This is a genomic window from Streptomyces sp. CNH189, assembly GCF_000527195.1.
Genome location: NZ_AZUS01000002.1, coordinates 258,583 through 284,708, shown reverse-complemented (window position 1 = coordinate 284,708; position 26,126 = coordinate 258,583). Strand labels below are relative to the sequence as shown.

Below are 26,126 nucleotides of genomic sequence, written 5' to 3'. Positions count from 1 at the left end.
ACGACCAACCGGGGATACCCCATTTGTGGGGTATCCCCGGTCGGGATCGCTCTACGTCATCAAGACACCTGACGGGTCAGACGAGCTCGGTGACGGTACCGCCGGCGGCGGTGATCTTCTCCTTGGCGGAGCCGGAGACGGCGTCGACCGTCACCTGCAGCGCCACGGAGATCTCGCCCTGGCCCAGGACCTTGACGAGGCTGTTCTTGCGCACGGCGCCCTTGGCGACCAGGTCCTCGACCGTGACCTCTCCGCCCTCGGGGTAGAGGGAGGCGAGCTTGTCCAGGTTCACGACCTGGAACTCGGTCTTGAACGGGTTCTTGAAGCCCTTGAGCTTCGGGAGACGCATGTGGAGGGGCATCTGGCCACCCTCGAAGCGCTCCGGAACCTGGTAACGGGCCTTGGTGCCCTTGGTACCACGACCGGCCGTCTTACCCTTCGACGCCTCACCACGACCGACACGGGTCTTCGCGGTCTTGGCGCCGGGGGCGGGACGGAGGTTGTGGATCTTGAGCGGGTTGTTCTCCGCCATGATCAGTCGACCTCCTCGACCGTCACGAGGTGGCGGACGGTGTGCACCATGCCGCGGAACTCGGGACGATCCTCCTTGACGACCTGCGTGTTGATGCCCTTGAGACCAAGGGAGCGCAGGGTGTCACGGTGGTTCTGCTTGCTGCCGATGTAGGACTTGACCTGCGTAATCTTGAGCTGCGCCATGATTACGCACCCGCCCCGGCACGCGCACGGAGAAGAGCCGCGGGAGCGACGTCCTCGAGGGGCAGACCACGGCGGGCCGCGATCTCCTCGGGACGCTGCAGGCCCTTGAGGGCCTCCACGGTCGCGTGCACGATGTTGATCTGGTTGTCGGAGCCGAGCGACTTCGACAGCACGTCGTGGATACCGGCGCACTCGAGCACGGCGCGCACCGGACCACCGGCGATCACACCGGTACCGGGCGACGCGGGCTTGAGCAGCACGACGCCGGCAGCCTTCTCACCCTGGATGGGGTGCGGGATGGTGCCCTGGATGCGGGGGACCTTGAAGAAGTGCTTCTTGGCCTCCTCAACACCCTTGGCGATGGCGGCCGGCACCTCCTTGGCCTTGCCGTATCCGACACCCACGGTGCCGTCACCGTCGCCCACCACGACCAGCGCGGTGAAGCTGAAGCGACGACCACCCTTCACAACCTTGGCGACACGGTTGATCGCGACAACGCGCTCAACGTATGCGGTCTTCTCGGCGGCGGCTGCGCCACCGTCACGGCCCTTCCGGTCCCGCCGCTCGCCGCCACCGGCACCGCCACCGCGGCGCTGGGGTCCAGCCATTGGAATTACCTCTCTCTGTTTCCGCTAGCTACGGAACCGGCTCAGAACTTCAGTCCGGCTTCGCGGGCGGCGTCCGCCAGAGCGGCGATGCGCCCGGCGTACTGGTTGCCACCACGGTCGAACACGACGGCCTCGACACCGGCGGCCTTGGCGCGCTCGGCGACCAGGGCGCCGACCTGCTTGGCCTGCGCGGACTTGTCGCCCTCGCCACCGCGGACGGACGCGTCCAGGGTGGACGCCGACGCCAGGGTGTGACCCTTCAGGTCGTCGATCACCTGCGCCACGATGTGGCGGTTGGAACGAGTCACGACCAGGCGAGGACGCTCGGCGGTGCCGGCGACCTTCTTGCGGATCCGGATGTGACGACGCTTGATAGCAGCACGCTTGTAGGCGTCGCCCTTGAGGATCTTCTGCCCGTATGCCATGGCTTACTTACCCGCCTTTCCGACCTTGCGGCGGATGACTTCGCCCTCGTACTTGACGCCCTTGGCCTTGTACGGGTCGGGCTTGCGCAGCTTGCGGATGTTGGCCGCAACCTCGCCGACCTTCTGCTTGTCGATGCCCTCGACCGAGAAACGGGTGGGGGCCTCCACCTTGAAGGTGATGCCCTCGGGGGCCTCGACCGTGATCGGGTGGCTGTAGCCGAGGGAGAACTCCAGGTTCGAACCCTTGGCGACAACGCGGTAACCGACACCGCTGATCTCGAGCTTCTTCACGTAACCCTGGGTCACGCCGGTGATCATGTTCGCCACCAGCGTGCGGGACAGGCCGTGCAGGGCCTTGTTCTGACGCTCGTCGTTGGGGCGGGTGACGTTCAGAACGCCGTCCTCACCCTTGGCGATCTCGATCGGCGCCACGACGGTGTGAGTCAGCGAGCCCTTCGGGCCCTTGACCGAAACCGTACGGCCGTCGATGGTGACGTCCACGCCGGCGGGAACCGCGATGGGGAGCTTGCCGATGCGCGACATAGCTGTTTCCTCCGTTCCCTTCCGCTACCAGACGTAGGCGAGGACTTCCCCACCCACGCCCTTCTTGCCGGCCTGCTTGTCGGTGAGGAGCCCGTGCGACGTGGAGATGATCGCCACGCCGAGGCCGCCCAGCACCTTCGGCAGGTTGGTGGACTTCGCGTACACCCGGAGACCGGGCTTGGAGATCCGCTTGATGCCCGCGATGGAGCGCTCACGGTTGGGACCGAACTTGAGGTCCAGGACGAGGCTCTTGCCGACCTCGGCGTCCTCGACCTTCCAGCCCGTGATGAAGCCCTCCTGCTGGAGGATCTCCGCGATGTGCGACTTGATCTTCGAGTGCGGCATCGCCACGGTGTCGTGGTACGCCGAGTTCGCGTTCCGCAGACGCGTAAGCATGTCTGCGATCGGATCAGTCATGGTCATGAATTGGCCTTCGGCCTCTCTCGCCGGGGTTTCCTGGTGCGCCATCCCTCTCCCCGATCCGAGACGGGACGGGTGCGGCGCGGTGGACCTACGGCGTAGTAAGTCGTATGGGCACGGCAGGCGCCCAACCCCACAAGCCTAAGCCATGGGGAGTGGGCGTCCTGCCGCCCCAGTTGCTTACCGAGAGTCCTGGGAGTGGGGAAGTACCCGACTACCAGGAGCTCTTGGTCACGCCCGGCAGCTCGCCACGGTGAGCCATCTCACGAAGGCAGACGCGGCACAGGCCGAACTTGCGGTACACGGAGTGCGGACGGCCGCAGCGCTGGCAGCGGGTGTAGCCGCGCACTCCGAACTTGGGCTTGCGAGCAGCCTTCGCGATGAGAGCCTTCTTCGCCATCTCGCTCACGCCTCCTTGAACGGGAAGCCGAGGTGACGGAGAAGGGCACGGCCCTCTTCGTCGTTGGTCGCCGTGGTCACCACGGTGATGTCCATACCCCGGACACGGTCGATCTTGTCCTGGTCGATCTCGTGGAACATGACCTGCTCCGTGAGACCGAAGGTGTAGTTGCCCCGGCCGTCGAACTGCTTGGGGGACAGACCACGGAAGTCGCGGATGCGCGGGAGCGCGAGCGACAGGGTGCGGTCCAGGAACTCCCACATGCGGTCGCCACGGAGGGTGACGTGGGCACCGATCGGCTGACCCTCACGCAGCTTGAACTGCGCGATGGACTTGCGGGCCTTGGTGACGGCCGGCTTCTGACCGGTGATCGTGGTGAGGTCGCGGATGGCGCCATCGATCAGCTTGGAGTCGCGGGCGGCGTCGCCCACACCCATGTTGACCACGATCTTGACGAGGCCGGGAACCTGCATGACGTTCTCGTAGGAGAACTGCTCACGCAGCTTGCCCGCGATCTCCTCGCGGTACTTCGTCTTCAGACGCGGAGTGGTGGTGGTCGTCATCAGATGTCCTCACCCGTCCGCTTGGCAACGCGGATCTTGTTGCCCTCGTCGTCGAAGCGGTAACCGACGCGCGTGACGACCTTGTTGCCGTCCTTCTCCACGACCAGCTGGACGTTGGAGACGTGGATCGGGGCCTCGGTGGTCACGATGCCGCCGGCCTGCGAACCGCCTGCGGTCGGACCGGCCTTGGTGTGCTTCTTGACCCGGTTGACACCCTCGACCAGGACGCGGTCCTCGCGGGGGAAGGCCGCGATGACCTTGCCCTGCTTGCCCTTGTCCTTACCGGTGATGACCTGGACCAGGTCGCCCTTCTTGATCTTCATGCTCACAGCACCTCCGGCGCGAGGGAGATGATCTTCATGAACTTCTTCTCGCGCAGCTCACGGCCCACGGGGCCGAAGATACGGGTGCCGCGAGGGTCGCCGTCGTTCTTCAGAATGACGGCGGCGTTCTCGTCGAAGCGGATGTACGAGCCGTCCGGACGGCGGCGCTCCTTGACGGTGCGAACGATGACCGCCTTGACGACGTCACCCTTCTTCACGTTGCCACCGGGGATCGCGTCCTTGACGGTGGCGACGATGACGTCACCGATGCCCGCGTAGCGGCGACCGGAGCCACCGAGCACACGGATGCAAAGGATTTCCTTCGCCCCCGTGTTGTCGGCGACACGCAGTCGCGACTCCTGCTGGATCACGTCTATCTCCTGTTTGTCTGCCGGTTCCCCGGGGGCCGTTCAGGAACGGCCCCCGGAGCCTGGCGGAACTGTCCTGCGAGGAATGCCCCGCAGGAGATTTACTTGGCCTTCTCGAGGATCTCGACGACGCGCCAGCGCTTGGTGGCGGACAGCGGCCGGGTCTCCATGAGGAGGACGCGGTCGCCGACACCGGCGGCGTTCTGCTCGTCGTGCGCCTTGAGCTTGTTGGTACGGCGGATGACCTTGCCGTACAGCGCGTGCTTGACGCGGTCCTCGACGGCGACGACGACGGTCTTGTCCATCTTGTCGCTGACGACCAGACCCTCACGGGTCTTGCGGAAACCGCGGGCGGCCTTCGTCTCTTCAGTCACGTTGTTCTCGCTCATGCGCTCTCCACCGTCTCGATGCCCAGCTCGCGCTCACGCATCAGGGTGTAGATCCGCGCGATGTCCTTGCGGACGGCCTTGAGCCGACCGTGGTTCTCGAGCTGACCCGTGGCCGCCTGGAAGCGGAGGTTGAACAGCTCTTCCTTGGCCTCGCGGAGCTTCGCCAGAAGCTCCTCGTTGCCCAGCTCGCGCAGCTCTGACGCCTTGGTACCGGCCGACATCACGCTTCACCTGCCTCGCGCTTGACGATCTTGCACTTCATCGGCAGCTTGTGAGCCGCACGGGTCAGGGCCTCGCGCGCGATCTTCTCGTTGGGGTACGACAGCTCGAACATGACACGTCCGGGCTTGACGTTGGCCACCCACCACTCCGGGGAACCCTTACCGGAACCCATGCGGGTCTCGGCCGGCTTCTTGGTGAGGGGGCGGTCCGGGTAGATGTTGATCCAGACCTTGCCGCCACGCTTGATGTGGCGGGTCATGGCGATACGCGCGGCCTCGATCTGACGGTTCGTCACGTACGCCGGGGTGAGCGCCTGGATGCCGTACTCGCCGAACGCAACCTGCGTGCCACCCTTCGACATGCCGTTGCGCTTCGGGTGGTGCTGCTTGCGGTGCTTGACCCTACGGGGGATCAGCATGGTGGTCAGGCCTCCGTTCCGGTGCTCTCAGCCGGAGCGGCCGCCGGAGCCTCGGCCTTGGGGGCCTCGGCAGCGGGAGCCTGCTGCGGCTTGCGACCGCGACCGCCACGCTCGCCACCGCGGCCACCACGGGCCGGGCGGTCGGCACCGCCACGGGCCGGGCGGTTGCCGGCGCGGGCAGCGGCGTTCTCGGCGCGGACCTCGGCGATGTTCTTGACGTCGCCCTTGTAGATCCAGACCTTCACGCCGATGCGGCCGAAGGTCGTCTTGGCCTCGAAGAAGCCGTAGTCCACGTTCGCGCGGAGCGTGTGCAGGGGCACACGGCCCTCGCGGTAGAACTCCGAGCGGGACATCTCGGCGCCACCGAGGCGGCCACCGCACTGGATCTTGATGCCCTTGGCGCCCGCCTTCATGGCCGACTGCATGCTCTTACGCATGGCGCGGCGGAAGGAGACGCGGGAGGAGAGCTGCTCGGCGACGGCCTGGGCGACCAGCTGAGCGTCGGTCTCGGGGTTCTTGACCTCGAGGATGTTCAGCTGGACCTGCTTGCCGGTGAGCTTCTCGAGGTCGCCGCGGATGCGGTCGGCCTCGGCGCCACGGCGGCCGATCACGATGCCCGGACGCGCGGTGTGGATGTCCACACGCACACGGTCGCGGGTGCGCTCGATCTCGACCTTGGAGATGCCGGCGCGCTCCATGCCGGACGTCATCATCCGACGGATGGCGACGTCTTCCTTGACGTAGTCCTTGTACAGCTTGTCGGCGTACCAACGCGACTTGAAGTCGGTCGTGACACCGAGCCGGAACCCATGCGGGTTAACCTTCTGGCCCATTACCGGGTTCCTTCCTTGCTGCTGACGACCACGGTGATGTGGCTGGTCCGCTTGCGGATCCGGTAGGCGCGGCCCTGGGCGCGCGGACGGAACCGCTTCAGGGTCGGGCCCTCGTCGACGTAGGCCTCGGAAATGAAGAGGCTGTCGACATCGGTGTGGTCGTAGTTGTGCGCGGCGTTGGCAATGGCGCTGTCCAGCACCTTGCCCACCGGCACGCTCGCGGCCTGCGGGGCGAAACGCAGGACCGCCTGAGCCTCCGTGGCGTCCATGCCACGGATGAGGTCCACCACGCGGCGGGCCTTCATGGGCGTGACGCGGATGTACCGCGCCTGGGCCCTGGCTTCCATGGTTGTCCCTTCAGTGTCTGTCATGGTCGATTGCACCCCGCCGACTAGCGGCGCTTCGACTTCCGGTCGTCCTTGACGTGGCCCCGGAAGGTGCGGGTCGGCGAGAACTCGCCGAGCTTGTGGCCGACCATCGACTCGGTGACAAACACCGGGATGTGGGTCTTGCCGTTGTGCACCGCGATCGTGTGGCCCAGCATCGCCGGGACGATCATCGAACGACGGGACCAGGTCTTGATGACGTTCTTGGTACCGGCTTCGTTCTGGACGTCCACCTTCTTGATCAGGTGGTCGTCGACGAAGGGTCCCTTCTTCAAGCTACGAGGCATCTCAACCCGTCCTTAGCGCTTCTTGTTCGTCTTGCGGCGGCGGACGATGTACTTGTTCGACGCCTTCTTGGGCGAACGAGTACGGCCTTCCTTCTTGCCCCAGGGGGACACGGGGTGACGGCCACCGGAGGTCCGGCCCTCACCACCACCGTGCGGGTGGTCCACCGGGTTCATGACGACACCGCGGACGGTCGGGCGGACGCCCAGCCACCGCTTGCGGCCCGCCTTGCCCCAGTTGATGTTGCTCTGCTCGGCGTTGCCGACCTCGCCGACCGTGGCGCGGCAGCGCTGGTCGACCAGGCGGATCTCACCGGAGGGCATGCGGAGGTGGGCCATGGTGCCCTCCTTCGCGAGCAGCTGCACCGAGGCGCCGGCGGAGCGGGCGAACTTGGCGCCGCCGCCGGGACGCAGCTCGATGGCGTGCAGCGTCGTACCCACGGGGATGTTACGCAGGGCAAGGTTGTTGCCCGGCTTGATGTCGGCCCCGGGACCGTTCTCGACGCGGTCGCCCTGGTTCAGGCCACGCGGCGCGAGGATGTAGCGCTTCTCGCCGTCCGCGTAGTGCAGGAGCGCGATGCGCGCGGTGCGGTTGGGGTCGTACTCGATGTGCGCGACCTTCGCCGGCACGCCGTCCTTGTCGTGACGACGGAAGTCGATCACGCGGAAGGCGCGCTTGTGGCCACCGCCCTGGTGGCGGACGGTCACACGACCGGAATTGTTACGGCCGCCCTTGCTGTGCAGGGGACGGACCAGCGACTTCTCCGGCGTGGACCGCGTGACCTCGACGAAGTCGGCGACGCTGGAGCCACGACGGCCCGGAGTCGTCGGCTTGTACTTGCGGATACCCATTTCTCAGTCCTCGTCCGATATCGAACGATCCTGACCGCTTACGCGGTCGGACCGCCGAAGATGTCGATACGGTCGCCCTCGGCGAGGGTCACGATCGCGCGCTTGGTCGCCGCACGCTGGCCGAAGCCGGTGCGGGTCCGCTTGCGCTTGCCGATGCGGTTGATCGTGTTGACCCCGGTGACCTTGACCTCGAAGACCGCCTGGACGGCCTGCTTGATCTGGGTCTTGTTCGCGTTGGGGTCGACGAGGAACGTGTACTTGTTCTCGTCGATCAGCGCGTAGCTCTTCTCCGACACGACCGGCTTGAGCAGCACGTCACGGGGGTCCGTGTACGACTTGCTCACCGGGGTGACGACGGTGTTCTTGCCTTCGGCCTCGTGGCGGCGCGCCTTGGCGACGCGACGGGCCTTGGCCGCCTTGGCGGCCTTCGAGGCGATCGAGGGGTGACGGGCAGCCATCAGACCTCGCTCCCTTCGTTGTCGTTGGCCTTGTTCGGGCCGGCGACGAAGGACTCGAAAGCGGCCTTGGTGAAGACCACGTCGTCCGAGACGAGAACGTCGTACGTGTTCAGCTGGCCCGGCTCCAGGATGTGGACCTGGGGCAGGTTGCGGGCGGAGAGCCACGCGGCCTCGTCGGCGCGGTCGACGACCAGGAGCAGGTTCTTGCGCTCCGAGATCTTGCCGAACAGCGTCTTGGCGGCCTTCGTGGAGGGGTTCTCGCCCTCGATCACGCCGGTGACGACGTGGATGCGGTTGTGGCGCGCCCGGTCGGTGAGGGCGTGACGCAGGGCGGCAGCCTTCATCTTCTTGGGCGTGCGCTGCGAGTAGTCGCGCGGCACGGGACCGTGCACGACGCCACCACCGGCGAACTGCGGCGCGCGGGTCGAGCCCTGACGGGCGCGGCCGGTGCCCTTCTGGCGGTACGGCTTCCTGCCGCCACCACGGACCTCGCCACGGGTCTTCGTCTTGTGGGTGCCCTGGCGGGCAGCGGCCAGCTGCGCGACGACGACCTGGTGGATCAGCGGAACGCTGACCTTCTCGACGTCGAAGATCTCCGCGGGGAGCTCGACGGTACCGGCCTTGTCGCCCGCCGGCGAAAGGATGTCAACAGTGCTCATCGGTTACCTCAGGCCCCCTTGGCCGCGGTGCGGACCAGGACGAGGCCGCCGTTCGGACCAGGGACCGCGCCCTTGATGAGCAGCAGACCCTTCTCCGCGTCAACGGCGTGGACGGTCAGGTTCTGGGTGGTGACCCGCTCGTTGCCCATACGACCCGCCATGCGGAGGCCCTTGAACACACGACCCGGGGTGGCGCAGCCACCGATGGAACCGGGCGAGCGGTGCTTGCGCTGGGTGCCGTGACCGGCGCCGAGGCCCTTGAAGTTGTGACGCTTCATGACACCGGCGAAGCCCTTGCCCTTGCTCTTGCCGGTGACGTCGACCTTCACGCCGGACTCGAAGACCTCGGCGGTGACTTCCTGGCCCAGCGTGTACTCGGAGGCGTCCGACGTGCGGATCTCGACGAGGTGACGACGGGGGGTGACGTCGGCCTTGGCGAAGTGACCCTTGAGGGGCTTGTTCACCTTGCGCGGGTCGATCTCGCCGAAGGCGATCTGGACGGACTCGTAGCCGTCGACGTCGTTCGTACGGACCTGGGTGACGACATTGGGGCCGGCCTTGACGACGGTGACCGGGACGACGCGGTTGTTCGCGTCCCACACCTGCGTCATGCCGAGCTTCTCGCCCAGGATGCCCTTGATCTGCTTTGCCATCTCTAGATCACCGGCCTCAGAGCTTGATCTCGATGTCGACACCGGCCGGGAGGTCGAGTCGCATCAGAGAGTCAACGGTCTTGGGGGTCGGGTCGAGGATGTCGATCAGGCGCTTGTGCGTGCGCATCTCGAAGTGCTCGCGCGAGTCCTTGTACTTGTGCGGCGACTTGATGACGCAGTACACGTTCTTCTCAGTGGGCAGCGGCACCGGGCCCGCGACCGACGCACCAGTGCGAGTCACCGTCTCGACGATCTTCTTCGCCGAAGAGTCGATGACCTCGTGGTCGTAGGCCTTGAGCCGGATGCGGATCTTCTGTCCCGCCATGGCTACTTCGTAGTCCTGTCTCTCATTACGCTCTGGAACCCGGAGCGGCTCCCCTCACCTCCGACCCACGCGGTCGGGCGTGTCGCACTCCCGCTGACATGAATGTCCCTTGTTCGAACATCCCTGCGGGATTGACACGGCCCTACCGAAACCGTGAACCGGGGGCGAAAGGCCCACCGGGCGCCTGGCCGGTGCCGCGCCCACGCTTCCCGGAAGATTCCCGTACGTCCGCCCCTGATCAGGGGCGACGAGTACTGTGGGACTCGCTTCCGGTCCTCCCGGCGGGAGGCGCGCAGCATCAACACTCGACCGAGCAACTCGGACAGTCTGCCACAGGGGGCGGCGCGCTGGCCAATCGAGCGGATGAGAGTACCCCTAGGGGAAGCGCGGGCAAACCCCATGGGGTACGGGGCGCGCCGCGGAGTGCGCGGGAGGGCGTCGGCGAACGCGCTGAACGCCTCGCCCGCAGCCGGCCTACCTGTACCAGTCCTCGCCGCCGCTCCCCAACGCACTGCGCAGATAGCTCTCCAGGTTGGGCGAAACGAGGTCGCGACCGTCCGTCTCATGGTCCCAGACGAAAATGGCACTGCGCTCTGGAACCCGGACGAAGGCGAACTGGTCACCCCTGCCGTTGTCGCCGAAAAGCATCAGCGAATCGAACGACATGTAGAGCGAGCGGAATTGCTCGTCCCCACGAAAGTTGATGTTGTCGTCCAGGATGCGCTGGGCCGGCCAGACGACATCGGCTCCGTACTCGTCGGTCAGTCCGTCACTTTCCAGGAGGAAAGGCCGGACAGCTGCCGCCCGTGTTCAGGAACGGCGCTGCCGCATAGCCCGCCAGGCATCCCCCACCGCGTCTTCCCCTCGCAGCCACCACCCCTCCGCCTTGTCCCGCACCGCCCGGTACACCGCCCACCGCTTCAGCCACGGCGGCAGGTCGCGGAACGGTACGAAGGTCAGGGTGTCGTCGACGGCGTTGACCGCGATGCTTCTGCGGCCGGGACCCGCCGCCCGCAGCACCTCGTACAGCTCCGGCGTCAGTGCCCCGTTCAGACGGGCCGCCGTCCCCACCGCCGTGAAGGCGAAGCCGCGTTGGGCGGTGTCCGGGAGCTGCGTCGCGCGGACGAGACGCGGGGAGGCGTCCTCCAGCGGGCAGTTGAAGGCCAGGCCGATCGCCGCCGTGCCCAAACTCCGCTCACCGCGTTCGCACGCGGCGTCCCACTCCTCCGGGTTGTCGAGCCCCAGGAGGCGCTCCCCAGTCGCCCAGTCCCACGACCGCGTCATGCCCACTCGATCCACTCAGTCCGCGAACCGGAACGTCGACGTGATCGCGTCGAAGATGTCGAAGAAGGACTCGGCCAGGTCCAGGACCTGGCTGCTGCCCGCGACCAGGGCGACCTTGCCCTCCTGCCCCGGCACCGGGATGAAGGTCTGCATCAGCACCGCCCGGATCGTGCGGCCGAGTTCGTCGCCCGGTACCGGCACGTCCTCGACGCCGTACGTCCGGGCCGCCGGGCCGACGCCCGGGATGTCGACGGTGGTCACCTTGCGCCAGGAGTCGCCCTCCCGTTTCGCCTCCTTGACCGCGAGCTGGGCGGTGACCGCCTCCGGGTCGGTGGGGAGCGGGTCGCCCTTGCTGGTGCGTCCGCCGACCAGCGAGACGGTGACCGAGCCGGTGATCGGGGTGTCGCCCCCGAAGGTCTCCGCCATGCAGCCGCAGTACAGCGCGCCCGACTTCCAGGCGTCCGCCGCCGCCTTGCGCAGGAAGGAGATGTACGTGTCGCGGTGCGCGGCCAGTTCGGGGTGGGCGCGCAGGCGTTCGGTCACCATGCGGTGGATCGAGTCGTCCCGCGACTCCGGCCGTACGTCGAACTCCCACCAGCTCTCCGGCACCTTGATCCGGAAACCGCCCCGCTCGACGGTCAGCGCTTCCATGTAACGGGCCATGACGCCGGCGTCCCCCTTCGCTCGATGACGTGCCGACATGGTGCCACCGAGCCGTCATCGCGTGCGGCGCGGGGCCCTCAGTCGTCGAAGGTCACCGACGTCAGCCCTCCTTCGCCACCGTCAGCAGTACCGCCGCGTCCTCCAGGGCCTCCAGGCCGTGGCGGGTGTCCGGGATGGCGAGGAGGTCGCCGGTGCGGCCCTCCCAGTCCGCGGCGCCGCTGGTGAGGCGGACGCGGCCGCGCAGGACGAGCAGGGTGGCCTCGCCGGGGCTGTCGTGCTCGGCGAGGCTCGTGCCGGCGGTCAGCGCGAGCAGGGTCTGGCGCAGGGTGTGCTCGTGGCCGCCGAAGACGGTGGTGGCGCTGCGGCCGCTGGAGGCGGTGGCGGCCTGTTCCAGGTGGGTGCGGACGAGGGCGTCGAGCGAGAGCTTCTGCATACGTCCAGCCTGGCCGACTCCTCCGGCCCGGGGCCAGGGCCACACGGCCCTCACCGGCCCTCATTGGCCCTCCGCGATACTGGCGCCGTGCCCTCCACCCCGCAGCCCGTGACGCCCGACCCGCCGGAGACGATCGCGCGTCCGCTGCTCACCCAGTCCTGGCTCGACCTGACCTTCGTGCACTGGGCGGCCGACCCGGCCGACGTGGCGGGGCTGCTGCCGCCGGGCACCGTGCCCGACACCCTCGACGGGGTCACGTACGTCGGTCTCGTCGCGTTCCGTATGCACCGGGTGGGCTGGCTGCGGCTGCCGGGCGTGCCCTACCTGGGGAACTTCCCGGAGACCAACGTCCGCCTGTACTCGGTGGACGACCACGGGCGGCGCGGGGTGGTGTTCCTCTCCCTTGACGCCTCCCGGCTGATTCCGGTGCTGGTCGGCCGGCTCGGCTTCGGGATGCCGTACGTCTGGTCGCGGATGCGGGTGCGGCACGTCGACGACAGCACCGTCACGTACACCGCGTCCCGCCGCTGGCCGGGCCCGCGCGGCGCCGGTACGCGGCTCACCGTGCGCCGGGGCGAGGCCGTCGCCGAGCCGACGGAGCTGGAGCACTTCCTCACCGCCCGCTGGGGCATGCACGGCACGTTCTTCGGGCGGTCGATGTACCTGCCGAACGCCCATCCGCGCTGGCCCCTGTACCGGGCCGAGCTGCTGGAGTGCGAGGAGGACCTGGTCGCGGCGGCCGGGCTGCCGGCACCGGCCGGGGCACCGGTCAGTGTGCTGTACTCGCCGGGCGTCCCCGCCCGCTTCGGCCGCCCGGCCCGTCCGGCGGGCATCCCCACCCCCTGAACGGCGGCGGGGCCGAGGGCGCGATGCCCCCGGCCCCGCGACCGTACGCCGTACGCCTCAGATGACGCCCTGCGCCAGCATCGCGTCCGCCACCCGCTCGAAGCCGGCGATGTTCGCGCCGGTCACGTAGTCGCCGGGGGCGCCGTAGCGCTCGGCGGTCTCCGCGCAGGTGCTATGGATGTCGGTCATGATCCGGGCCAGCTCGGCCTCGACCTGGTCGGCCTTCCAGCTGGTACGCGACGCGTTCTGCGTCATCTCCAGCGCGCTCACCGCGACACCGCCCGCGTTGGCCGCCTTGCCGGGGCCGAAGGCGACGCCGGCCCGCTGGAAGAGCTGCACGGCCTCCGGCGTGGTCGGCATGTTCGCGCCCTCGGAGACCGCCTTGACGCCGTTGCGGATGAGGGCGTCGGCGTCGACCGCGTTCAGCTCGTTCTGCGTGGCCGACGGCAGGGCGACGTCCGCCGGCACCTCCCAGACGCGTCCGCCGGACACGAACCGCGCGGAGGAGCCCCGGCGCTCCGCGTAGTCGCTCACCCGGCCGCGCTCGACCTCCTTGATCTGGCGCAGCAGCTCCAGGTCGATGCCCTTCTCGTCGACGACGTAGCCGCCGGAGTCGGAGCAGGTGATCGGGTTGGCGCCGAGGGCGGCGAGCTTCTGGATGGTGTAGATCGCGACGTTGCCGGAGCCGGAGACCACCGCGGTCTGCCCCATCAGGTCCTCGCCGCGGGCGCGCAGCATGGCCTCGGCGAACAGCACGTTGCCGTACCCGGTGGCCTCCGGGCGGATGAGCGAGCCGCCCCAGCCGGCGCTCTTGCCGGTGAGGACGCCGCCCTCCCAGCGGTTGGTGATGCGCCGGTACTGGCCGAAGAGGTAACCGATCTCGCGGGCGCCGACGCCGATGTCCCCGGCGGGGATGTCGGTGTACTCGCCGATGTGCCGGTACAGCTCCGTCATGAACGACTGGCAGAAGCGCATGACCTCCGCGTCGCTGCGGCCCTGCGGGTCGAAGTCGCTGCCGCCCTTGCCACCGCCGATGCCGAGCCCGGTGAGCGCGTTCTTGAAGATCTGCTCGAAGCCGAGGAACTTGATGATCCCGAGGTTCACCGAGGGGTGGAAGCGCAGGCCGCCCTTATACGGGCCGAGGGCGCTGTTGAACTCGACACGGAAGCCCCGGTTGACGTGCACGCGGCCGTTGTCGTCCGTCCACGGCACCCGGAACATGATCTGCCGCTCGGGCTCGACGAGCCGCTCCACGAGGCCGGGGTCGGCGTACTCGGGGCGCGCGGCGAGTACGGGGGCGAGCGTCTCCAGCACCTCACGCGCTGCCTGGTGGAACTCCGGCTCGGCCGGGTTGCGGCGCTCCACCTCGGCACGGAGCTGGTCGAGCGAGATCTTGGGGTCGGGGCGTGAGGTCACAGTGTCCCTTTCTGGCACGGCGGGCAGCCGGTTCGCGGGCGCATGGCGGACCCATGGACGGGAACCGGTGAGGAGCGCTCGGCGCCGTTGCCGCGCGCGGGACGACGGCCGCCCGTTCGTATACGACAGGTCGGCCGACCCTCCCAGTGTTACTCCTGCGTTAACCGGATACCAAGGGCCGAGTCCGATCGTCCGCTATCTGGACGCCGTGTACGGAGTACGGATGCCGTGCGCAGCGGGCGGGTGTGCGCTTCAGCGCTCCGCGGCGTACGTCACGAAGCGGGCCCACGCGCGGGCGCGAGCGTGAGGCGGGGGCCGGCGGGGGCCTTGTCCGCCTCCCCCACACCCCGTACGACCTCACCGTCCACCGTCATACCCGCGCCCCTCCGTGTCGTCCCACGCCCTACCGCGGCGCCCTGCCCGGACCAACGCGCCGACAGCCCGGACAGCACCGGACGAACGACGGACGGTGACCATCGCCACCGGAGTGGGTTTCCGTTTCCGCGCCGGAAACGGAAACCCACTGCCGGCGACTGCCGCAGGGAACCGCCCCGGACCGGTGACGGGCGACCGGGCCGGGGCGGCAGTGCGTGGGGCCTGCGGGGACCGCTCAGTGCTTGCGGTGCTTCGGGCCCTTCGGGCCGCCCTTCCCGCAGTCGTCGTGACGGGCGTCCTTCAGGGTGTCGCGCAGGGCGTAGTACGCCGGCTTGCGGGCGAAGTCGCCGGTCATGACCGTCGCCCAGCCCTCACCCTCGAAGAACACCGGGACCCACGAGTACTTGTCGGTGAAGCCCCAGATGGTGAAGGAGTTGCAGCCGTCGACCTCCAGGCACGCCTGGAGCATCCGCTCGTAGTACTCGGCCTGCTGCTTCTCCTGCGCCGCGGTGGGCGTGCTGCCCTCCGGCACGTCCATCCGCACGTCCAGCTCGGTGATCGCGGTCTCCAGGCCGAGGGCGTCGAAGCGGCGCAGGTTGTCCGCCAGGTCGCCGGGGAAGCCGTACCGCGTGCTCAGGTGGCCCTGCACGGAGAAGCCGTCCACCGGCACCCGCTGCGCGCGCAGGTCCTTGACCAGGGCGTAGTAGGCGTCGCTCTTCGCGTTGACGCTCTCGACGTTGAAGTCGTTGAAGAACAGCTTCGCCTTGGGATCGGCCTGGTGCGCCCAGCGGAACGCGTCGGCGACGATGCCCGGGCCGAGTTCGCGGATCCAGATGTTCTCCTGCGTCCGCAGGTTGCCCTGGTCGTCGAAGATCTCGTTGGCGACGTCCCACTGCTGGATCTTGCCCTTGTACCGGCCGACCACCTTGGTGATGTGCTCGCGCAGGATGCCGCGCAGCTCCGCCTTGGAGAAGTCACCCTCCTCCAGCCAGGCCGGGTTCTGGCTGTGCCACAGCAGCGTGTGTCCGCGCACGACCTGGTGGTTGCGGCGGGCGAACTCCACGATCGCGTCCGCCTGCTTGAAGTCGTAGCGGTCGCGCTCGGGGTGGATGTGGTCCCACTTCATCTGGTTCTCGGGCGAGACCGAGCTGAACTCCCGCTCCAGGACCTTCCGGTACTCCTTGTCGTACGTGAAGGGGTCCGGGTAGTCCTGCTCCAGGTGGTGGCCGCCGCCCGCCACGGCGGTGCCGATCACGAAACCTTCGGGAGCTGCTGCGCGGAGCCGGTCGAACGAGGCGTGCGAGTGCGGCGGCGGCTTGGGTCCGGCCGACGGGGCGGCGGACGCCGAACCGCCCAGGAGCGGCAGGGCCAGTGCTGCGGTGGCGAGGGCCACGGTGGCGAAACGGAAGGGTCTCATGCGGGGGCTCTCATTCCCGTCGTCATTCTCGAATGTTTCGAAGCCGTATCCGAAACATTAGGGATGGGCGGACGGTACGATCCGGCCGAGCGGCGCGTCAATACCCGTGCACGCGCCGGGTTTTCCGGCCACCCTCACCCCACCGACGGACGGATCACCTCCTCCGCCACCCACCGGGCGATTCCCTCGGGGAACGGCGCCGGCAGTCCGAGGACGACGTGCGAGAACCCCGCCTCCAGCACCTCCCCCACCGCCTCCCGCACGGCGTCGGGCCGGCCGGTGTCGACGGGGAGGTGGATCGACCGGACGATCGACGTGGGATCGCGGCCGATGTCGGCGCAGTACCGGTCGAGCAGGGCGCTGCGGCGCACGACGTCGTCGAGGTCGCCTCCCGGGACGTTCCACAGGTCGGCGTGCTCGGCGACCACGCGCAGCGTCGCGGACGACCGCCCGCCGACGAGGATCGGCGGATGCGGGCGCTGCACCGGCTTCGGGCTGCCGAACGCCCCCGTCAGCCGGTGGTGTTCGCCGTGGAAGTCGAAGGGCTTCTCCTCCGTCCACAGCCGCTTGATCAGCACGCAGGCCTCGGCGAGGCTCGCCACCGCCTGCGCCGGTTCGTGGAACGGCAGCCCGTGCGCCGGATACTCGCGCCACGCCTCGGGCGGATGCGGGCGCGAGCCGACGCCTATGCCGAAGTCGAGCCGGCCGCCCGAGACGATGTCGACGGTCGTCGCGATCTTGGCGAGTACGGCGGGCGGCCGGAACCGGTTGCTGGTGACCATGACGCCCAGCCGCATCCGCCGGGTCTGCGCCGCGAGGGCCGCCAGCAGCGTCCAGCCCTCGAACGCCGGCCCCTCGGGATCACCCCAGATGGGCATGAGGTGGTCGAACAGCCAGGCGTGCTCGATCTCGGGCACCTCGTCCGCCTCGCGCCAGACGCGGACAAGGTCGTCGTAGCCGACCTGAGAGGGCGCGGTCATGACGCCGAAGCTGGGCCGCCCGGGCCGGGCGGCCGGACGTGCCGTGTCGGGCGGAGGAGTCGCGTCGGTCGGACATGCCGTGTCGGGCGGACGTGTCGCGTCGGGCATGGGCCGGGGCTCCCTTCCGGTTCGGGTGGCGGTGGTCAACGACGGCGGCGCAGGGACGCGTCGAGGAGCGCGGGCGGCGTGTCGAACTTCTCGCCGGGCGCCAGGTCGGTCCCCGGGGCGACGATCTCGTCGATCGCGTCGAGGACGTCGGCCGACAGCACCGTGTCCGCGGCGGCGAGCTGCGAGTGGAGATGCCCCACCGTGCGGGGGCCGATGAGCGCGGCCGTCACGGCGGGGTGCGCGGTGACGAAACCGAGCGCCAGCTGGATCAGGGTGAGCCCGGCCTCGTCGGCGACCTTGCTCAGCCGCTCGACGGCGGCGTACCGGGCCTGGTTGTGCGGGAGTGAGAGGTCGAAGCGCTCCGGCAGGATCGCCGAGCGGTGGGTGGCGACCTCCTGCCCCGGGCGCACCGCCCCCGACAGCCAGCCCGAGGCCAGCGGGCTCCACGCCAGCACGCCCATGCCGTACTCCTCCGTCACGGGCAGAACGTGGGCCTCGATGCCGCGCTGCAGCATCGAGTAGCTGGGCTGCTCGGTCACGTAGCGGCTCAGCCGGTGCTCGCGGGCGGCCCACTGCGCCTGCACGATGCGGTACGCGGGGAAGGTCGAGGAGCCGAAGGAGCGGATCTTGCCCGCGCGCTGCAGGTCGGTGAGCGCCGACAGGGTCTCCTCGTCACTGGTCGTCGGGTCCCAGCGGTGCATCTGGTAGAGGTCCACGTGGTCGACGCCGAGGCGGCGCAAGCTGTCGTCCAGGGCGGTGTGGATCCAGCGCCGCGAGCTGCCGCGGTGGTTGCGCTCCTCCCCCATCGGCATGGTCGCCTTCGTGGCCAGCACGATGTCGTCGCGGCGGCCGGCGATCGCCCTGCCGACCATCTCCTCGGACTCGCCGGTGCCGTACATGTCGGCGGTGTCGATGACGTTGACGCCGGCTTCCAGGGCCGCGTCGACGATGGCGGTGGCCTCCTCCTGCGTGGTGCGCCCGATGGCGCCGAAGTTCATCGCGCCGAGCGCGAGGGTGCTGACCTGGACGCCGGTGCGGCCGAGAGTGCGGTACTGCATGTCGTGGTCTCCTCACGAGTAGAATCGGAACAGCGTTCCGGTACGCCTCCAACGATACGGAACACTGTTCCGTTTTTCCAGTCCGAGCGCCTGCGGACAAGCGTGAGGGGCCTTGGGCAGGCGTGAGACCATGCGGTGGCCATGCGAGTGACGGAGGAATAGACGCGGTGAACCAGAGCGACGACGGCGCGGGCGCCGGCCCGTCACGGCGCAAGGACGCCCGGCGCAACAAGGAGACGCTGCTGGAGGCGGCCGCCGCGGCCTTCGTCGCGTCGGGCGTGGACGCCCCGGTGCGTGACATCGCCTCCCGGGCGGGCGTGGGCCTGGGCACCCTCTACCGGCACTTCCCGACCCGGGCGGACCTGATCATCGCCGTCTACCGGCACCAGGTCGAGGCGTGCGCCGAAGCCGGCCCCGCCCTGCTGGAGTCCGCCCCCACCCCCCACGACGCCCTGCGGCAGTGGATCGACCTCTTCGTCGACTTCCTGGTCACCAAGCACGGCCTGGCCGCCGTCCTGCGCTCCGACCAGTCGGGCTTCGAGGGCCTGCACGCGTACTTCCTCGACCGGCTCGTCCCCGTCTGCACCCAGCTGCTGGACGCCGCCTCCGCGGCCGGCGAGATCCGCGTGGACATCAGCGCCCTGACCCTCATGCGCGGCGTGGGCAACCTCTGCATCGGCGCGGAGACCGACCCGGACTACGACGCCCGCCGCCTCGCCGCCACCCTGGTCGACGGGCTGCGGCGGACGCACTGACGACCGGCGAGGGACACAGTCCCGCCTCTCCAGGGAGCCGCGGTGTCGGGCCCCCTCCAGCCGGGCAACACGGTGACCGGCGGCGGCTGCTGCCGCCGCCGTCAGGAACCCCGGCCCGGAGACCCGTCAGCCGGCGTCCGCCCCGGCCTCCCCGTCCGACGCGAGGACCTCCGCCGTCGAGGTCGCGGTGAGGGCCTTCCTGAACCACAGGCCCAGCACGTCGGGATCACCACAGCCGACGATGCGCTCCCGGTCCTCCTCGGAGACCTCGACACCCCGGTGGCCCAGCAGGATCAGCAGGTCCTTCGCCCGGCTCTCCGCCCGGCCCTCCGCCCGAAGCTGCTGCGCGGTCTGGGACTGGAAGAACGAGAGGTCGACGGCCATGAGATGCCTCCACAATTCCGCGGCCTGCGTCGCGCCCAGGCCCTGTTCCGTGAGTTCGATGAAGGTGGTCGCGGTGTTCTCGTCGTCGGCCGACAAGCCCTTGAGTGCCTTGGCCAGCGCGTTCAGTATGGCATCGGCGCCCGGGTCACGGCGGTGCAGCGCCGCGGACAGGACGGTGAGCGGGATGTCGCGGGCGGCTTCGTCCGGACTGTCGATCACCGGCAGGTCGTCGGGTCCGAGGACGAGAGGACGCAGGCGGAGCGAGCACCACTGCCGTGGTCCGATGTCGACCTGCCGGGCGGCCCACTCGGCCGTCCCCCGGTCCGCGCAGACGACGAGGAGTACCGGCGGAACGCGGTATTTGGCGTACACGTAGGCGAGGTAGTAGGCCCAACTGGCCGGCTTGTCCGGGGCGGGCCGGCTCTGGGACTCGACCGCCAAGAGGAAGCTGCCGTCCTCGGTGTCCATCTGCAGGAGCGTGTCCACCCGGCGTTCCAGGGGCTGCGTCTCCGTGAGGTCGGTGGAGAGTGCGACGGTGGAGACGGGTGGCGGGAAGGCGACGCCGAGGTGTCTGGCGGCGCGGGCGAAGAGCCCCGGGTCCTGCTGGAAGATCCGGTGCAGGGCCTCATGGGATGAGCTGACCATGGGGCGAAACTAGGGGCGCGTTGGCATACGCCGGGCGGATATGCGGAAGCGATCACACGACCGAGCGAACTCCCCGGCGCGCGTTGACGCTCAGAGCTTTCGCGACAAACGAAAAGGGCCCGCACGACCGAAGTCGTGCGGGCCCTTTCAGGTGCTCGCGGTAGGAGCTACCAGGTCAGATCAACAAGCTCACTTGTTGATCTTGGTGACCTGGCCGGCGCCCACGGTCCGGCCACCCTCACGGATGGCGAACTTCAGGCCCTCCTCCATGGCGACGGGCTGGATGAGCTCCACCTTCATCTCGGTGTTGTCACCCGGCATGACCATCTCGGTGCCCTCGGGGAGGGTCACGACGCCGGTCACGTCCGTCGTACGGAAGTAGAACTGCGGGCGGTAGTTGTTGAAGAACGGGGTGTGACGGCCACCCTCGTCCTTCGACAGGATGTAGGCCTGGGCCTCGAACTCGGTGTGCGGGGTGACCGAACCGGGCTTGATGATGACCTGGCCGCGCTCGACGTCCTCGCGCTTGATGCCGCGGAGCAGCAGACCGACGTTCTCACCGGCCTGACCCTCGTCCAGCAGCTTCCGGAACATCTCGATACCGGTGACCGTGGTGGAGGTCTTCTCCTGCTTGATGCCGATGATGTCGACGGTCTCGTTGACCTTGAGGACACCACGCTCGATGCGGCCGGTGACGACCGTACCGCGACCGGTGATGGTGAAGACGTCCTCGATCGGCATCAGGAACGGCTTGTCGACGTCGCGCTCGGGCTCCGGGATGGACTCGTCCACGGCCTTCATGAGCTCGAGGACCGAGTTGCCCCACTCCTTGTCGCCCTCGAGGGCCTTCAGAGCGGAGACCTTGACGACGGGAACGTCGTCGCCCGGGAACTCGTACTCGGAGAGGAGCTCACGCACCTCGAGCTCGACGAGCTCCAGGATCTCCTCGTCGTCCACCATGTCGGCCTTGTTCAGGGCGACGACGATGTACGGAACGCCGACCTGGCGGGCCAGGAGCACGTGCTCCTTGGTCTGCGGCATCGGGCCGTCGGTGGCCGCGACCACGAGGATGGCGCCGTCCATCTGCGCCGCACCCGTGATCATGTTCTTGATGTAGTCCGCGTGACCGGGGCAGTCGACGTGGGCGTAGTGACGGGTCTCCGTCTGGTACTCGACGTGCGCGATGGAGATGGTGATACCGCGCTGGCGCTCTTCGGGAGCCTTGTCGATCTGGTCGAAGGCCGAGGCCTCGTTCAGGTCCGGGTACGCGTCGTGCAGCACCTTGGTAATGGCGGCCGTGAGGGTCGTCTTACCGTGGTCGATGTGACCGATGGTGCCGATGTTGACGTGCGGCTTAGTCCGCTCGAACTTCGCCTTCGCCACTGGGGTCCTCCTGTGGAGTGGTTCTGTACGCCTTACTTCAACGGCGCCAGGTGATCTTTGCTGGGAAACCCGGGCCCGGGTCATTCCACCGGGTGACGGTGGAATGACCACTTGCAGGCTCCGGGGTCAAGCCTAAAGCGTTGTTACGGAGTCCGTTAAACGGAGCCCCTTATTCGCCCTTGGCCTTCGCGATGATCTCCTCGGCGACGTTCCGCGGAACCTCGGCGTAGGAGTCGAACTGCATGGAGTAGCTGGCACGGCCGGACGTCTTGCTGCGCAGGTCGCCGACGTAGCCGAACATCTCCGAGAGGGGCACGAGACCCTTCACGACGCGGGCACCGGCCCGCTCCTCCATGGCCTGGATCTGGCCACGGCGGGAGTTGATGTCGCCGATGACCTCACCCATGTAGTCCTCGGGCGTGGTGACCTCGACGGCCATCATCGGCTCCAGGAGCACGGGCGAAGCCTTGCGCGCGGCCTCCTTGAAGGCCTGCGAACCGGCGATCTTGAACGCGAGCTCGGAGGAGTCGACCTCGTGGTAGCCACCGTCGATGAGCGTGACGCGAACGCCCGTCATCTCGTAGCCGGCCAGGATGCCGAACTGCATGGCCTCCTGGGCACCGGCGTCCACCGAAGGGATGTACTCCTTCGGGATGCGGCCACCGGTCACCTTGTTCACGAACTCGTAACTGGCGTCGCCGCCCTCGATCGGCTCGATCGCGATCTGCACCTTGGCGAACTGACCGGTACCACCGGTCTGCTTCTTGTGGGTGTAGTCCACGCGCTCAACGGTCTTGCGGATCGTCTCACGGTACGCGACCTGGGGCTTGCCGACGTTGGCCTCGACCTTGAACTCACGGCGCATGCGGTCGACCAGCACCTCGAGGTGCAGCTCGCCCATACCGCCGATGATGGTCTGGCCGGTCTCCTCGTCCGAGTGGACCTGGAACGACGGGTCCTCCTCGGCGAGCCGCTGGATCGCGACGCCGAGCTTCTCCTGGTCGCCCTTCGACTTGGGCTCGATGGCGACCTGGATGACCGGCGCCGGGAAGTCCATGGACTCCAGGATGACCGGGCTCTTGTCGTCGGACAGCGTCTCACCGGTGGTGGTCTGCTTCAGACCCATGACGGCGACGATGTCACCGGCGCCCACCGACTCGATCTCCTCACGCTTGTTGGCGTGCATGCGGTAGATCTTGCCGATGCGCTCCTTCTTGCCCTTCACGGAGTTCAGCACCTGGGTGCCGGACTCCAGACGGCCGGAGTACACGCGGACGAAGGTGAGCTTGCCGAGGTGCGGGTCGCTCATGATCTTGAACGCGAGCGCGGCGAGGGGCTCCTCGTCCGACGGCTTGCGCTCGACGACCTTCTCCGCGTCCTTGGGGTCGTGGCCCTCGATGGCCTCGACGTCCAGCGGGGAGGGCAGGTAGCGCACGACGGCGTCGAGCAGGGGCTGCACGCCCTTGTTCTTGAACGCGGTGCCGCAGAACACGGGGGTGACGGTGGTGCCGTCGCCCTTGCCGGAGGCGATGGTGATACGACGGATCGCCGCGTACAGCTGCTCCACGGAGGGCTCCTGGCCCTCGAGGTACAGCTCCATCAGCTCTTCGTCGTTCTCCGCGACGGCCTCGAGCAGCTTGCCGCGCCACTCCTCGGCGGCCTCGGTGTGCGTGGCCGGGATGTCGACGACGTCGTACATCTCGCCCTTGGCCGCCTCGGCGGACCACACGAAGGCCTTCATCGTCACGAGGTCGACGACACCCTGGAAGTCGGCCTCGGCACCGATGGGGAGCTGCATGACGAGCGGCTGCGCACCCAGGCGGTCGCTGATCATGTCGACGCAGCGGTGGAACTCGGCACCGGTGCGGTCGAGCTTGTTGACGAAGCAGATACGCGGAACGCCGTAGCGGTCCGCCTGACGCCACACGGTCTCGGACTGGGGCTCGACGCCGGCGACGCCGTCGAACACCGTCACGGCACCGTCGAGCACGCGCAGGGAACGCTCCACCTCGACGGTGAAGTCGACGTGACCCGGCGTGTCGATGATGTTGATGGTGTGGTCGACGTCTTCCAGCGGCCAGTGGCAGGTGGTGGCAGCAGAGGTGATCGTGATGCCACGCTCCTGCTCCTGCTCCATCCAGTCCATGGTGGCAGCGCCGTCGTGGACCTCACCGATCTTGTAGGAAACGCCGGTGTAGAACAGGATCCGCTCGGTGGTCGTCGTCTTGCCCGCGTCGATGTGGGCCATGATCCCGATGTTGCGGACCCTGGCCAGGTCAAGCGAAGTGGTAGCCATAAGGCTTCAGTCTTCTCTCGGTCTCGATGGGGTCTGCGACTACCAGCGGTAGTGCGCGAAGGCCTTGTTGGACTCGGCCATCTTGTGCGTGTCCTCGCGCTTCTTCACAGCGGCGCCGAGGCCGTTGGAGGCGTCGAGAAGCTCGTTGAGCAGACGCTCGGTCATGGTCTTCTCGCGACGGGCGCGGGAGTAACCGACCAGCCAGCGCAGGGCGAGCGTGTTGGCACGACCGGGCTTGACCTCGATCGGGACCTGGTACGTCGCACCACCGACGCGGCGGGACTTGACCTCGAGGGTCGGCTTGATGTTCTCCAGGGCGCGCTTCAGCGTGATGATCGGGTCGTTGCCCGTCTTCTCGCGCAGACCCTCCATGGCGCCGTAGACGATGCGCTCGGCGGTGGAGCGCTTGCCGTTCAGCAGCACCTTGTTGATCAGCGACGTGACAAGAGGAGAACCGTAGACCGGGTCGATGATGACCGGGCGCTTCGGGGCGGGGCCCTTACGAGGCATTCTTACTTCTCCTTCTTGGCGCCGTAGCGGCTGCGGGCCTGCTTGCGGTTCTTGACACCCTGGGTGTCGAGCGAGCCGCGGATGATCTTGTAGCGAACACCCGGCAGGTCCTTCACACGGCCGCCGCGCACGAGCACGATCGAGTGCTCCTGCAGGTTGTGTCCCTCACCCGGAATGTAAGCGGTGACCTCGATCCCGCTGGTCAGACGCACACGCGCGACCTTACGCAGGGCCGAGTTCGGCTTCTTCGGGGTGGTCGTGAACACACGCGTGCAGACGCCACGACGCTGAGGAGAACCCTCGAGTGCGGGCGTCTTGTTCTTCTCGACCTTGTCCTGCCGGCCCTTCCGGACCAGCTGCTGGATCGTAGGCACTACTTCTCCGGTTTCTGTGTGCCGATGGGTACAGCTAACCTGGAACACCTCCGACCCACGCGGTCGGGTGTGTCGAATCCGGCGGACTCCCACCGCAAAGCAGAAGGAAGCGCTGAATCGCGGTGACCGTTTCGCAGCCCCCGGTGCGGTGTGATGGCACGCACGAAGGCCAGGGCACACCCCAGGCACAAGGACTGAGCGTACCTACCTCACGGACTCCGGTCAAAACAAATGGAGCGTGGTTCGACACGCCCGACTTTTTACGGTTCCTCCTGCCGGTTCCCGGGCTTCCTCCGGCGGGCCTTCGGATCCGTCCGGGAGAGCCCCTCGCCACCCGGCAGCCGACCCGCCTCCACCGTACGGCGCACCCCTGGCCGATTTGCCGCGTTGGCCGGATCTCGCCCTTTACACACGGCGCGCTCAGTACTTTGATCCGTCCGCCGTAGACGAACGGGGGGATCCAGCCTGATGACATCGGCGTCATACGGACCGGACGACGGTGGCCTGGAGGACAGGGTGCCGTTCCTGGCCCGACTGGAGAGCGGGGAACGCACCGCGCTGCTCGCACTCGGCCGTGAGCTGCGCTTCGCCCCTCGGGTCGTCCTGCTGCACCAGCGCGAACCGTCCTCCCACGTGCTGTTCCTGGTGCAGGGCTGGACCAAGGTGACGGCCTCGGCCGCCAACGGCTACGAGGCCCTGCTCGCGCTGCGCGGTGCCGGTGACGTGGTCGGCGAGTCGGCGGCGCTGACCGGGCGCCCCCGATCGGCGACGGTGACCGCGCTGGAGCTGGTGCGGGCGGTGGCCGTGGAGCACGCGCGCTTCAAGGAGTTCCTGGGTCGCTCCCCCGCCGCGTCCTTCGCCTTGCTCGCCCTCACCGCGGATCGCACCCGGGCGGCGGACCGCCGGCGCCTGGAGTTCGGGTCGATGAGTGTGCGGCAGCGGTTCGCGGTGCTGCTGCTGGACCTGGCCCGCGGCCACGGCCGCCGCACACCCGACGGGGTCGAGCTCGCCGTGCCGCTCAGCAAGCAGGAGCTGGCGGGGTCGGTCGGTGCGTCCAGGGAGATGGTGCAGCGGTTGCTGCGCGAGCTGCGGGAGAAGGGCGCGGTGTCCACGGGGCGACGGACCCTGTTGATCCGGCGGCGCGACGTTCTGCGCCGCATCGCCGCCGGCGAGGAGGCGGCTCCGGCGATTCCGTCGCCGCAGCGAGCCCGGGAGGGGTCGGAGCCGGGACTCTCACCTCGGCAACCGTCTGCCGGTCCGTGAGACTGAGCGCGCCGTTCCCCGAGCCCCTTCGGGGGCGCGTCGTCTGCGGGACGGGGCCCCGTCGTCTGCGGGCAGTCGTGCCGCAGGGCG

37 protein-coding genes are annotated in these 26,126 nt (G+C 68.4%); 3 read left to right on the top strand and 34 right to left on the bottom strand.

Annotated elements, in window-relative coordinates; genetic code table 11:
- Nucleotides 1–76: 76 nt before the first annotated feature.
- The 25 genes from rplO to B100_RS0104125 all read right to left on the bottom strand — a co-directional run bounded on the left by rplO (nt 77) and on the right by B100_RS0104125 (nt 12,226).
- A complete protein-coding gene (gene rplO, locus B100_RS0104245) occupies nt 77–532 on the bottom strand; it encodes a 50S ribosomal protein L15 (protein ID WP_024883206.1) in 456 nt (151 codons plus the stop codon).
- Nucleotides 533–534: 2 nt separating this feature from the next.
- Nucleotides 535–717: a 50S ribosomal protein L30 gene (gene rpmD, locus B100_RS0104240; protein ID WP_003974250.1), complete on the bottom strand. Its 183-nt coding sequence runs from the start codon at nt 715–717 to the stop codon at nt 535–537.
- A gap of 2 nt (nt 718–719) precedes the next feature.
- On the bottom strand, nt 720–1,325 hold the full coding sequence (gene rpsE / locus B100_RS0104235) for a 30S ribosomal protein S5 (RefSeq protein ID WP_004927232.1): 606 nt from the start codon (nt 1,323–1,325) through the stop codon (nt 720–722).
- A gap of 41 nt (nt 1,326–1,366) precedes the next feature.
- Nucleotides 1,367–1,750 carry a 50S ribosomal protein L18 gene (gene rplR, locus B100_RS0104230; RefSeq protein ID WP_004927235.1) on the bottom strand — a complete coding sequence of 128 codons (384 nt, stop codon included), beginning with the start codon at nt 1,748–1,750 and terminating at the stop codon, nt 1,367–1,369.
- Nucleotides 1,751–1,753: 3 nt separating this feature from the next.
- Entirely contained in the window at nt 1,754–2,293 is a 540-nt protein-coding gene (gene rplF, locus B100_RS0104225; protein WP_024883205.1) for a 50S ribosomal protein L6, read from the bottom strand.
- 24 nt (nt 2,294–2,317) lie between these two features.
- Entirely contained in the window at nt 2,318–2,716 is a 399-nt protein-coding gene (gene rpsH / locus B100_RS0104220) for a 30S ribosomal protein S8 (RefSeq protein WP_024883204.1), read from the bottom strand.
- Nucleotides 2,717–2,927: 211 nt separating this feature from the next.
- Nucleotides 2,928–3,113, bottom strand: a complete 186-nt coding sequence (locus B100_RS0104215; RefSeq protein ID WP_003948630.1) for a type Z 30S ribosomal protein S14 — start codon at nt 3,111–3,113, stop codon at nt 2,928–2,930.
- 5 nt (nt 3,114–3,118) lie between these two features.
- Nucleotides 3,119–3,676 (bottom strand): 50S ribosomal protein L5, encoded by a 558-nt coding sequence (rplE, locus tag B100_RS0104210; RefSeq protein ID WP_024883203.1) that lies wholly within the window; start codon nt 3,674–3,676, stop codon nt 3,119–3,121.
- The gene (gene rplX / locus B100_RS0104205; protein WP_024883202.1) at nt 3,676–3,999 is read right to left on the bottom strand and encodes a 50S ribosomal protein L24; all 324 of its coding nucleotides are present in this window, start codon (nt 3,997–3,999) and stop codon (nt 3,676–3,678) included. Before rplX ends, rplE begins: the two co-directional genes overlap by 1 nt.
- Nucleotides 4,000–4,001: 2 nt before the next feature.
- Nucleotides 4,002–4,370, bottom strand: coding sequence for a 50S ribosomal protein L14 (rplN, locus tag B100_RS0104200; protein WP_003998823.1), 369 nt, complete (start codon nt 4,368–4,370; stop codon nt 4,002–4,004).
- A 98-nt stretch (nt 4,371–4,468) separates the two neighbouring features.
- Nucleotides 4,469–4,756, bottom strand: a complete 288-nt coding sequence (gene rpsQ / locus B100_RS0104195) for a 30S ribosomal protein S17 (protein ID WP_019526950.1) — start codon at nt 4,754–4,756, stop codon at nt 4,469–4,471.
- Nucleotides 4,753–4,977, bottom strand: coding sequence for a 50S ribosomal protein L29 (rpmC, locus tag B100_RS0104190; RefSeq protein WP_003974259.1), 225 nt, complete (start codon nt 4,975–4,977; stop codon nt 4,753–4,755). Before rpmC ends, rpsQ begins: the two co-directional genes overlap by 4 nt.
- Entirely contained in the window at nt 4,977–5,396 is a 420-nt protein-coding gene (rplP, locus tag B100_RS0104185) for a 50S ribosomal protein L16 (RefSeq protein WP_004984526.1), read from the bottom strand. Before rplP ends, rpmC begins: the two co-directional genes overlap by 1 nt.
- A 5-nt stretch (nt 5,397–5,401) precedes the next feature.
- Nucleotides 5,402–6,229, bottom strand: a complete 828-nt coding sequence (gene rpsC, locus B100_RS0104180) for a 30S ribosomal protein S3 (RefSeq protein WP_004927271.1) — start codon at nt 6,227–6,229, stop codon at nt 5,402–5,404.
- Nucleotides 6,229–6,576 (bottom strand): 50S ribosomal protein L22, encoded by a 348-nt coding sequence (gene rplV, locus B100_RS0104175; protein WP_006130776.1) that lies wholly within the window; start codon nt 6,574–6,576, stop codon nt 6,229–6,231. Before rplV ends, rpsC begins: the two co-directional genes overlap by 1 nt.
- A 44-nt stretch (nt 6,577–6,620) precedes the next feature.
- A complete protein-coding gene (rpsS, locus tag B100_RS0104170; protein WP_003948639.1) occupies nt 6,621–6,902 on the bottom strand; it encodes a 30S ribosomal protein S19 in 282 nt (93 codons plus the stop codon).
- A 12-nt stretch (nt 6,903–6,914) separates the two neighbouring features.
- Complete coding sequence (gene rplB, locus B100_RS0104165) at nt 6,915–7,751, bottom strand: 50S ribosomal protein L2 (protein ID WP_024883200.1); 837 nt, start codon at nt 7,749–7,751, stop codon at nt 6,915–6,917.
- A 38-nt stretch (nt 7,752–7,789) separates the two neighbouring features.
- Nucleotides 7,790–8,209 carry a 50S ribosomal protein L23 gene (gene rplW, locus B100_RS0104160; protein ID WP_024883199.1) on the bottom strand — a complete coding sequence of 140 codons (420 nt, stop codon included), beginning with the start codon at nt 8,207–8,209 and terminating at the stop codon, nt 7,790–7,792.
- A complete protein-coding gene (gene rplD / locus B100_RS0104155) occupies nt 8,209–8,868 on the bottom strand; it encodes a 50S ribosomal protein L4 (RefSeq protein WP_024883198.1) in 660 nt (219 codons plus the stop codon). The genes rplW and rplD overlap by 1 nt, the downstream gene beginning before the upstream one ends.
- Before the next feature lie 8 nt (nt 8,869–8,876).
- Entirely contained in the window at nt 8,877–9,521 is a 645-nt protein-coding gene (gene rplC / locus B100_RS0104150) for a 50S ribosomal protein L3 (protein ID WP_024883197.1), read from the bottom strand.
- A gap of 16 nt (nt 9,522–9,537) precedes the next feature.
- Nucleotides 9,538–9,846, bottom strand: coding sequence for a 30S ribosomal protein S10 (rpsJ, locus tag B100_RS0104145; RefSeq protein ID WP_003948644.1), 309 nt, complete (start codon nt 9,844–9,846; stop codon nt 9,538–9,540).
- A gap of 474 nt (nt 9,847–10,320) precedes the next feature.
- The gene (locus B100_RS37480; protein WP_486585587.1) at nt 10,321–10,626 is read right to left on the bottom strand and encodes an SMI1/KNR4 family protein; all 306 of its coding nucleotides are present in this window, start codon (nt 10,624–10,626) and stop codon (nt 10,321–10,323) included.
- A 30-nt stretch (nt 10,627–10,656) separates the two neighbouring features.
- On the bottom strand, nt 10,657–11,130 hold the full coding sequence (locus tag B100_RS0104135; protein ID WP_024883195.1) for a hypothetical protein: 474 nt from the start codon (nt 11,128–11,130) through the stop codon (nt 10,657–10,659).
- A gap of 15 nt (nt 11,131–11,145) precedes the next feature.
- A complete protein-coding gene (locus tag B100_RS0104130) occupies nt 11,146–11,793 on the bottom strand; it encodes a hypothetical protein (RefSeq protein ID WP_024883194.1) in 648 nt (215 codons plus the stop codon).
- Nucleotides 11,794–11,893: 100 nt separating this feature from the next.
- Entirely contained in the window at nt 11,894–12,226 is a 333-nt protein-coding gene (locus B100_RS0104125) for a cupin domain-containing protein (RefSeq protein ID WP_024883193.1), read from the bottom strand.
- Nucleotides 12,227–12,313: 87 nt separating this feature from the next.
- On the opposite strand from B100_RS0104125, the gene B100_RS0104120 reads away from it, so the two are divergent.
- Nucleotides 12,314–13,072, top strand: coding sequence for a YqjF family protein (locus B100_RS0104120; RefSeq protein ID WP_024883192.1), 759 nt, complete (start codon nt 12,314–12,316; stop codon nt 13,070–13,072).
- Nucleotides 13,073–13,129: 57 nt separating this feature from the next.
- On the opposite strand, the gene gdhA is transcribed toward B100_RS0104120, so the two are convergent.
- The 4 genes from gdhA to B100_RS0104100 form a co-directional block, all read right to left on the bottom strand.
- Entirely contained in the window at nt 13,130–14,488 is a 1,359-nt protein-coding gene (gene gdhA / locus B100_RS0104115; protein ID WP_024883191.1) for an NADP-specific glutamate dehydrogenase, read from the bottom strand.
- A 610-nt stretch (nt 14,489–15,098) separates the two neighbouring features.
- Complete coding sequence (locus tag B100_RS0104110; RefSeq protein WP_024883190.1) at nt 15,099–16,280, bottom strand: glycoside hydrolase family 10 protein; 1,182 nt, start codon at nt 16,278–16,280, stop codon at nt 15,099–15,101.
- A gap of 134 nt (nt 16,281–16,414) precedes the next feature.
- Nucleotides 16,415–17,260, bottom strand: coding sequence for an LLM class flavin-dependent oxidoreductase (locus B100_RS0104105; protein WP_037722448.1), 846 nt, complete (start codon nt 17,258–17,260; stop codon nt 16,415–16,417).
- Nucleotides 17,261–17,403: 143 nt separating this feature from the next.
- Nucleotides 17,404–18,426 carry an aldo/keto reductase gene (locus tag B100_RS0104100; protein WP_024883188.1) on the bottom strand — a complete coding sequence of 341 codons (1,023 nt, stop codon included), beginning with the start codon at nt 18,424–18,426 and terminating at the stop codon, nt 17,404–17,406.
- A gap of 167 nt (nt 18,427–18,593) precedes the next feature.
- On the opposite strand from B100_RS0104100, the gene B100_RS0104095 reads away from it, so the two are divergent.
- The gene (locus B100_RS0104095; RefSeq protein WP_024883187.1) at nt 18,594–19,181 is read left to right on the top strand and encodes a TetR/AcrR family transcriptional regulator; all 588 of its coding nucleotides are present in this window, start codon (nt 18,594–18,596) and stop codon (nt 19,179–19,181) included.
- Nucleotides 19,182–19,307: 126 nt separating this feature from the next.
- Here B100_RS0104095 and B100_RS0104090 read toward each other — a convergent pair whose 3' ends face one another.
- The 5 genes from B100_RS0104090 to rpsL all read right to left on the bottom strand — a co-directional run bounded on the left by B100_RS0104090 (nt 19,308) and on the right by rpsL (nt 24,773).
- Entirely contained in the window at nt 19,308–20,210 is a 903-nt protein-coding gene (locus B100_RS0104090; protein WP_024883186.1) for a hypothetical protein, read from the bottom strand.
- A gap of 189 nt (nt 20,211–20,399) precedes the next feature.
- Nucleotides 20,400–21,593, bottom strand: coding sequence for an elongation factor Tu (gene tuf / locus B100_RS0104085; RefSeq protein WP_024883185.1), 1,194 nt, complete (start codon nt 21,591–21,593; stop codon nt 20,400–20,402).
- 169 nt (nt 21,594–21,762) lie between these two features.
- Complete coding sequence (gene fusA, locus B100_RS0104080; RefSeq protein ID WP_024883184.1) at nt 21,763–23,889, bottom strand: elongation factor G; 2,127 nt, start codon at nt 23,887–23,889, stop codon at nt 21,763–21,765.
- Between the two features lie 39 nt (nt 23,890–23,928).
- A complete protein-coding gene (gene rpsG, locus B100_RS0104075) occupies nt 23,929–24,399 on the bottom strand; it encodes a 30S ribosomal protein S7 (RefSeq protein WP_003992340.1) in 471 nt (156 codons plus the stop codon).
- Between the two features lie 2 nt (nt 24,400–24,401).
- Nucleotides 24,402–24,773 (bottom strand): 30S ribosomal protein S12, encoded by a 372-nt coding sequence (gene rpsL / locus B100_RS0104070; RefSeq protein ID WP_003948652.1) that lies wholly within the window; start codon nt 24,771–24,773, stop codon nt 24,402–24,404.
- Nucleotides 24,774–25,241: 468 nt separating this feature from the next.
- Here rpsL and B100_RS0104065 point away from each other — a divergent pair, with 468 nt between their 5' ends.
- Entirely contained in the window at nt 25,242–26,036 is a 795-nt protein-coding gene (locus B100_RS0104065) for a Crp/Fnr family transcriptional regulator (RefSeq protein ID WP_024883183.1), read from the top strand.
- Nucleotides 26,037–26,126 lie beyond the last annotated feature (90 nt).

Coding starts and splice junctions, on each gene's coding strand:
- rpsS (WP_003948639.1), bottom strand. CDS start 6,902: ATGCCTCGTAGCTTGAAGAAGGGACCCTTCGTCGACGACCACCTGATC.
- B100_RS0104100 (WP_024883188.1), bottom strand. CDS start 18,426: ATGCAGTACCGCACTCTCGGCCGCACCGGCGTCCAGGTCAGCACCCTC.
- rplV (WP_006130776.1), bottom strand. CDS start 6,576: ATGGAAGCCAGGGCCCAGGCGCGGTACATCCGCGTCACGCCCATGAAG.
- rpsC (WP_004927271.1), bottom strand. CDS start 6,229: ATGGGCCAGAAGGTTAACCCGCATGGGTTCCGGCTCGGTGTCACGACC.
- B100_RS0104215 (WP_003948630.1), bottom strand. CDS start 3,113: ATGGCGAAGAAGGCTCTCATCGCGAAGGCTGCTCGCAAGCCCAAGTTC.
- rplP (WP_004984526.1), bottom strand. CDS start 5,396: ATGCTGATCCCCCGTAGGGTCAAGCACCGCAAGCAGCACCACCCGAAG.
- rplB (WP_024883200.1), bottom strand. CDS start 7,751: ATGGGTATCCGCAAGTACAAGCCGACGACTCCGGGCCGTCGTGGCTCC.
- rpsE (WP_004927232.1), bottom strand. CDS start 1,325: ATGGCTGGACCCCAGCGCCGCGGTGGCGGTGCCGGTGGCGGCGAGCGG.
- B100_RS0104125 (WP_024883193.1), bottom strand. CDS start 12,226: ATGCAGAAGCTCTCGCTCGACGCCCTCGTCCGCACCCACCTGGAACAG.
- B100_RS0104130 (WP_024883194.1), bottom strand. CDS start 11,793: ATGGCCCGTTACATGGAAGCGCTGACCGTCGAGCGGGGCGGTTTCCGG.
- rpmC (WP_003974259.1), bottom strand. CDS start 4,977: ATGTCGGCCGGTACCAAGGCGTCAGAGCTGCGCGAGCTGGGCAACGAG.
- rplE (WP_024883203.1), bottom strand. CDS start 3,676: ATGACGACCACCACCACTCCGCGTCTGAAGACGAAGTACCGCGAGGAG.
- B100_RS0104135 (WP_024883195.1), bottom strand. CDS start 11,130: ATGACGCGGTCGTGGGACTGGGCGACTGGGGAGCGCCTCCTGGGGCTC.
- rplO (WP_024883206.1), bottom strand. CDS start 532: ATGGCGGAGAACAACCCGCTCAAGATCCACAACCTCCGTCCCGCCCCC.
- B100_RS0104110 (WP_024883190.1), bottom strand. CDS start 16,280: ATGAGACCCTTCCGTTTCGCCACCGTGGCCCTCGCCACCGCAGCACTG.
- rplC (WP_024883197.1), bottom strand. CDS start 9,521: ATGGCAAAGCAGATCAAGGGCATCCTGGGCGAGAAGCTCGGCATGACG.
- rplD (WP_024883198.1), bottom strand. CDS start 8,868: ATGAGCACTGTTGACATCCTTTCGCCGGCGGGCGACAAGGCCGGTACC.
- rpsJ (WP_003948644.1), bottom strand. CDS start 9,846: ATGGCGGGACAGAAGATCCGCATCCGGCTCAAGGCCTACGACCACGAG.
- rpsG (WP_003992340.1), bottom strand. CDS start 24,399: ATGCCTCGTAAGGGCCCCGCCCCGAAGCGCCCGGTCATCATCGACCCG.
- rplF (WP_024883205.1), bottom strand. CDS start 2,293: ATGTCGCGCATCGGCAAGCTCCCCATCGCGGTTCCCGCCGGCGTGGAC.
- rplW (WP_024883199.1), bottom strand. CDS start 8,209: ATGGCTGCCCGTCACCCCTCGATCGCCTCGAAGGCCGCCAAGGCGGCC.
- rpmD (WP_003974250.1), bottom strand. CDS start 717: ATGGCGCAGCTCAAGATTACGCAGGTCAAGTCCTACATCGGCAGCAAG.
- rplX (WP_024883202.1), bottom strand. CDS start 3,999: ATGAAGATCAAGAAGGGCGACCTGGTCCAGGTCATCACCGGTAAGGAC.
- B100_RS0104090 (WP_024883186.1), bottom strand. CDS start 20,210: ATGGTCAGCTCATCCCATGAGGCCCTGCACCGGATCTTCCAGCAGGAC.
- rpsH (WP_024883204.1), bottom strand. CDS start 2,716: ATGACCATGACTGATCCGATCGCAGACATGCTTACGCGTCTGCGGAAC.
- rplR (WP_004927235.1), bottom strand. CDS start 1,750: ATGGCATACGGGCAGAAGATCCTCAAGGGCGACGCCTACAAGCGTGCT.
- fusA (WP_024883184.1), bottom strand. CDS start 23,889: ATGGCTACCACTTCGCTTGACCTGGCCAGGGTCCGCAACATCGGGATC.
- B100_RS0104105 (WP_037722448.1), bottom strand. CDS start 17,260: ATGACCGCGCCCTCTCAGGTCGGCTACGACGACCTTGTCCGCGTCTGG.
- B100_RS0104065 (WP_024883183.1), top strand. CDS start 25,242: ATGACATCGGCGTCATACGGACCGGACGACGGTGGCCTGGAGGACAGG.
- rpsQ (WP_019526950.1), bottom strand. CDS start 4,756: ATGAGCGAGAACAACGTGACTGAAGAGACGAAGGCCGCCCGCGGTTTC.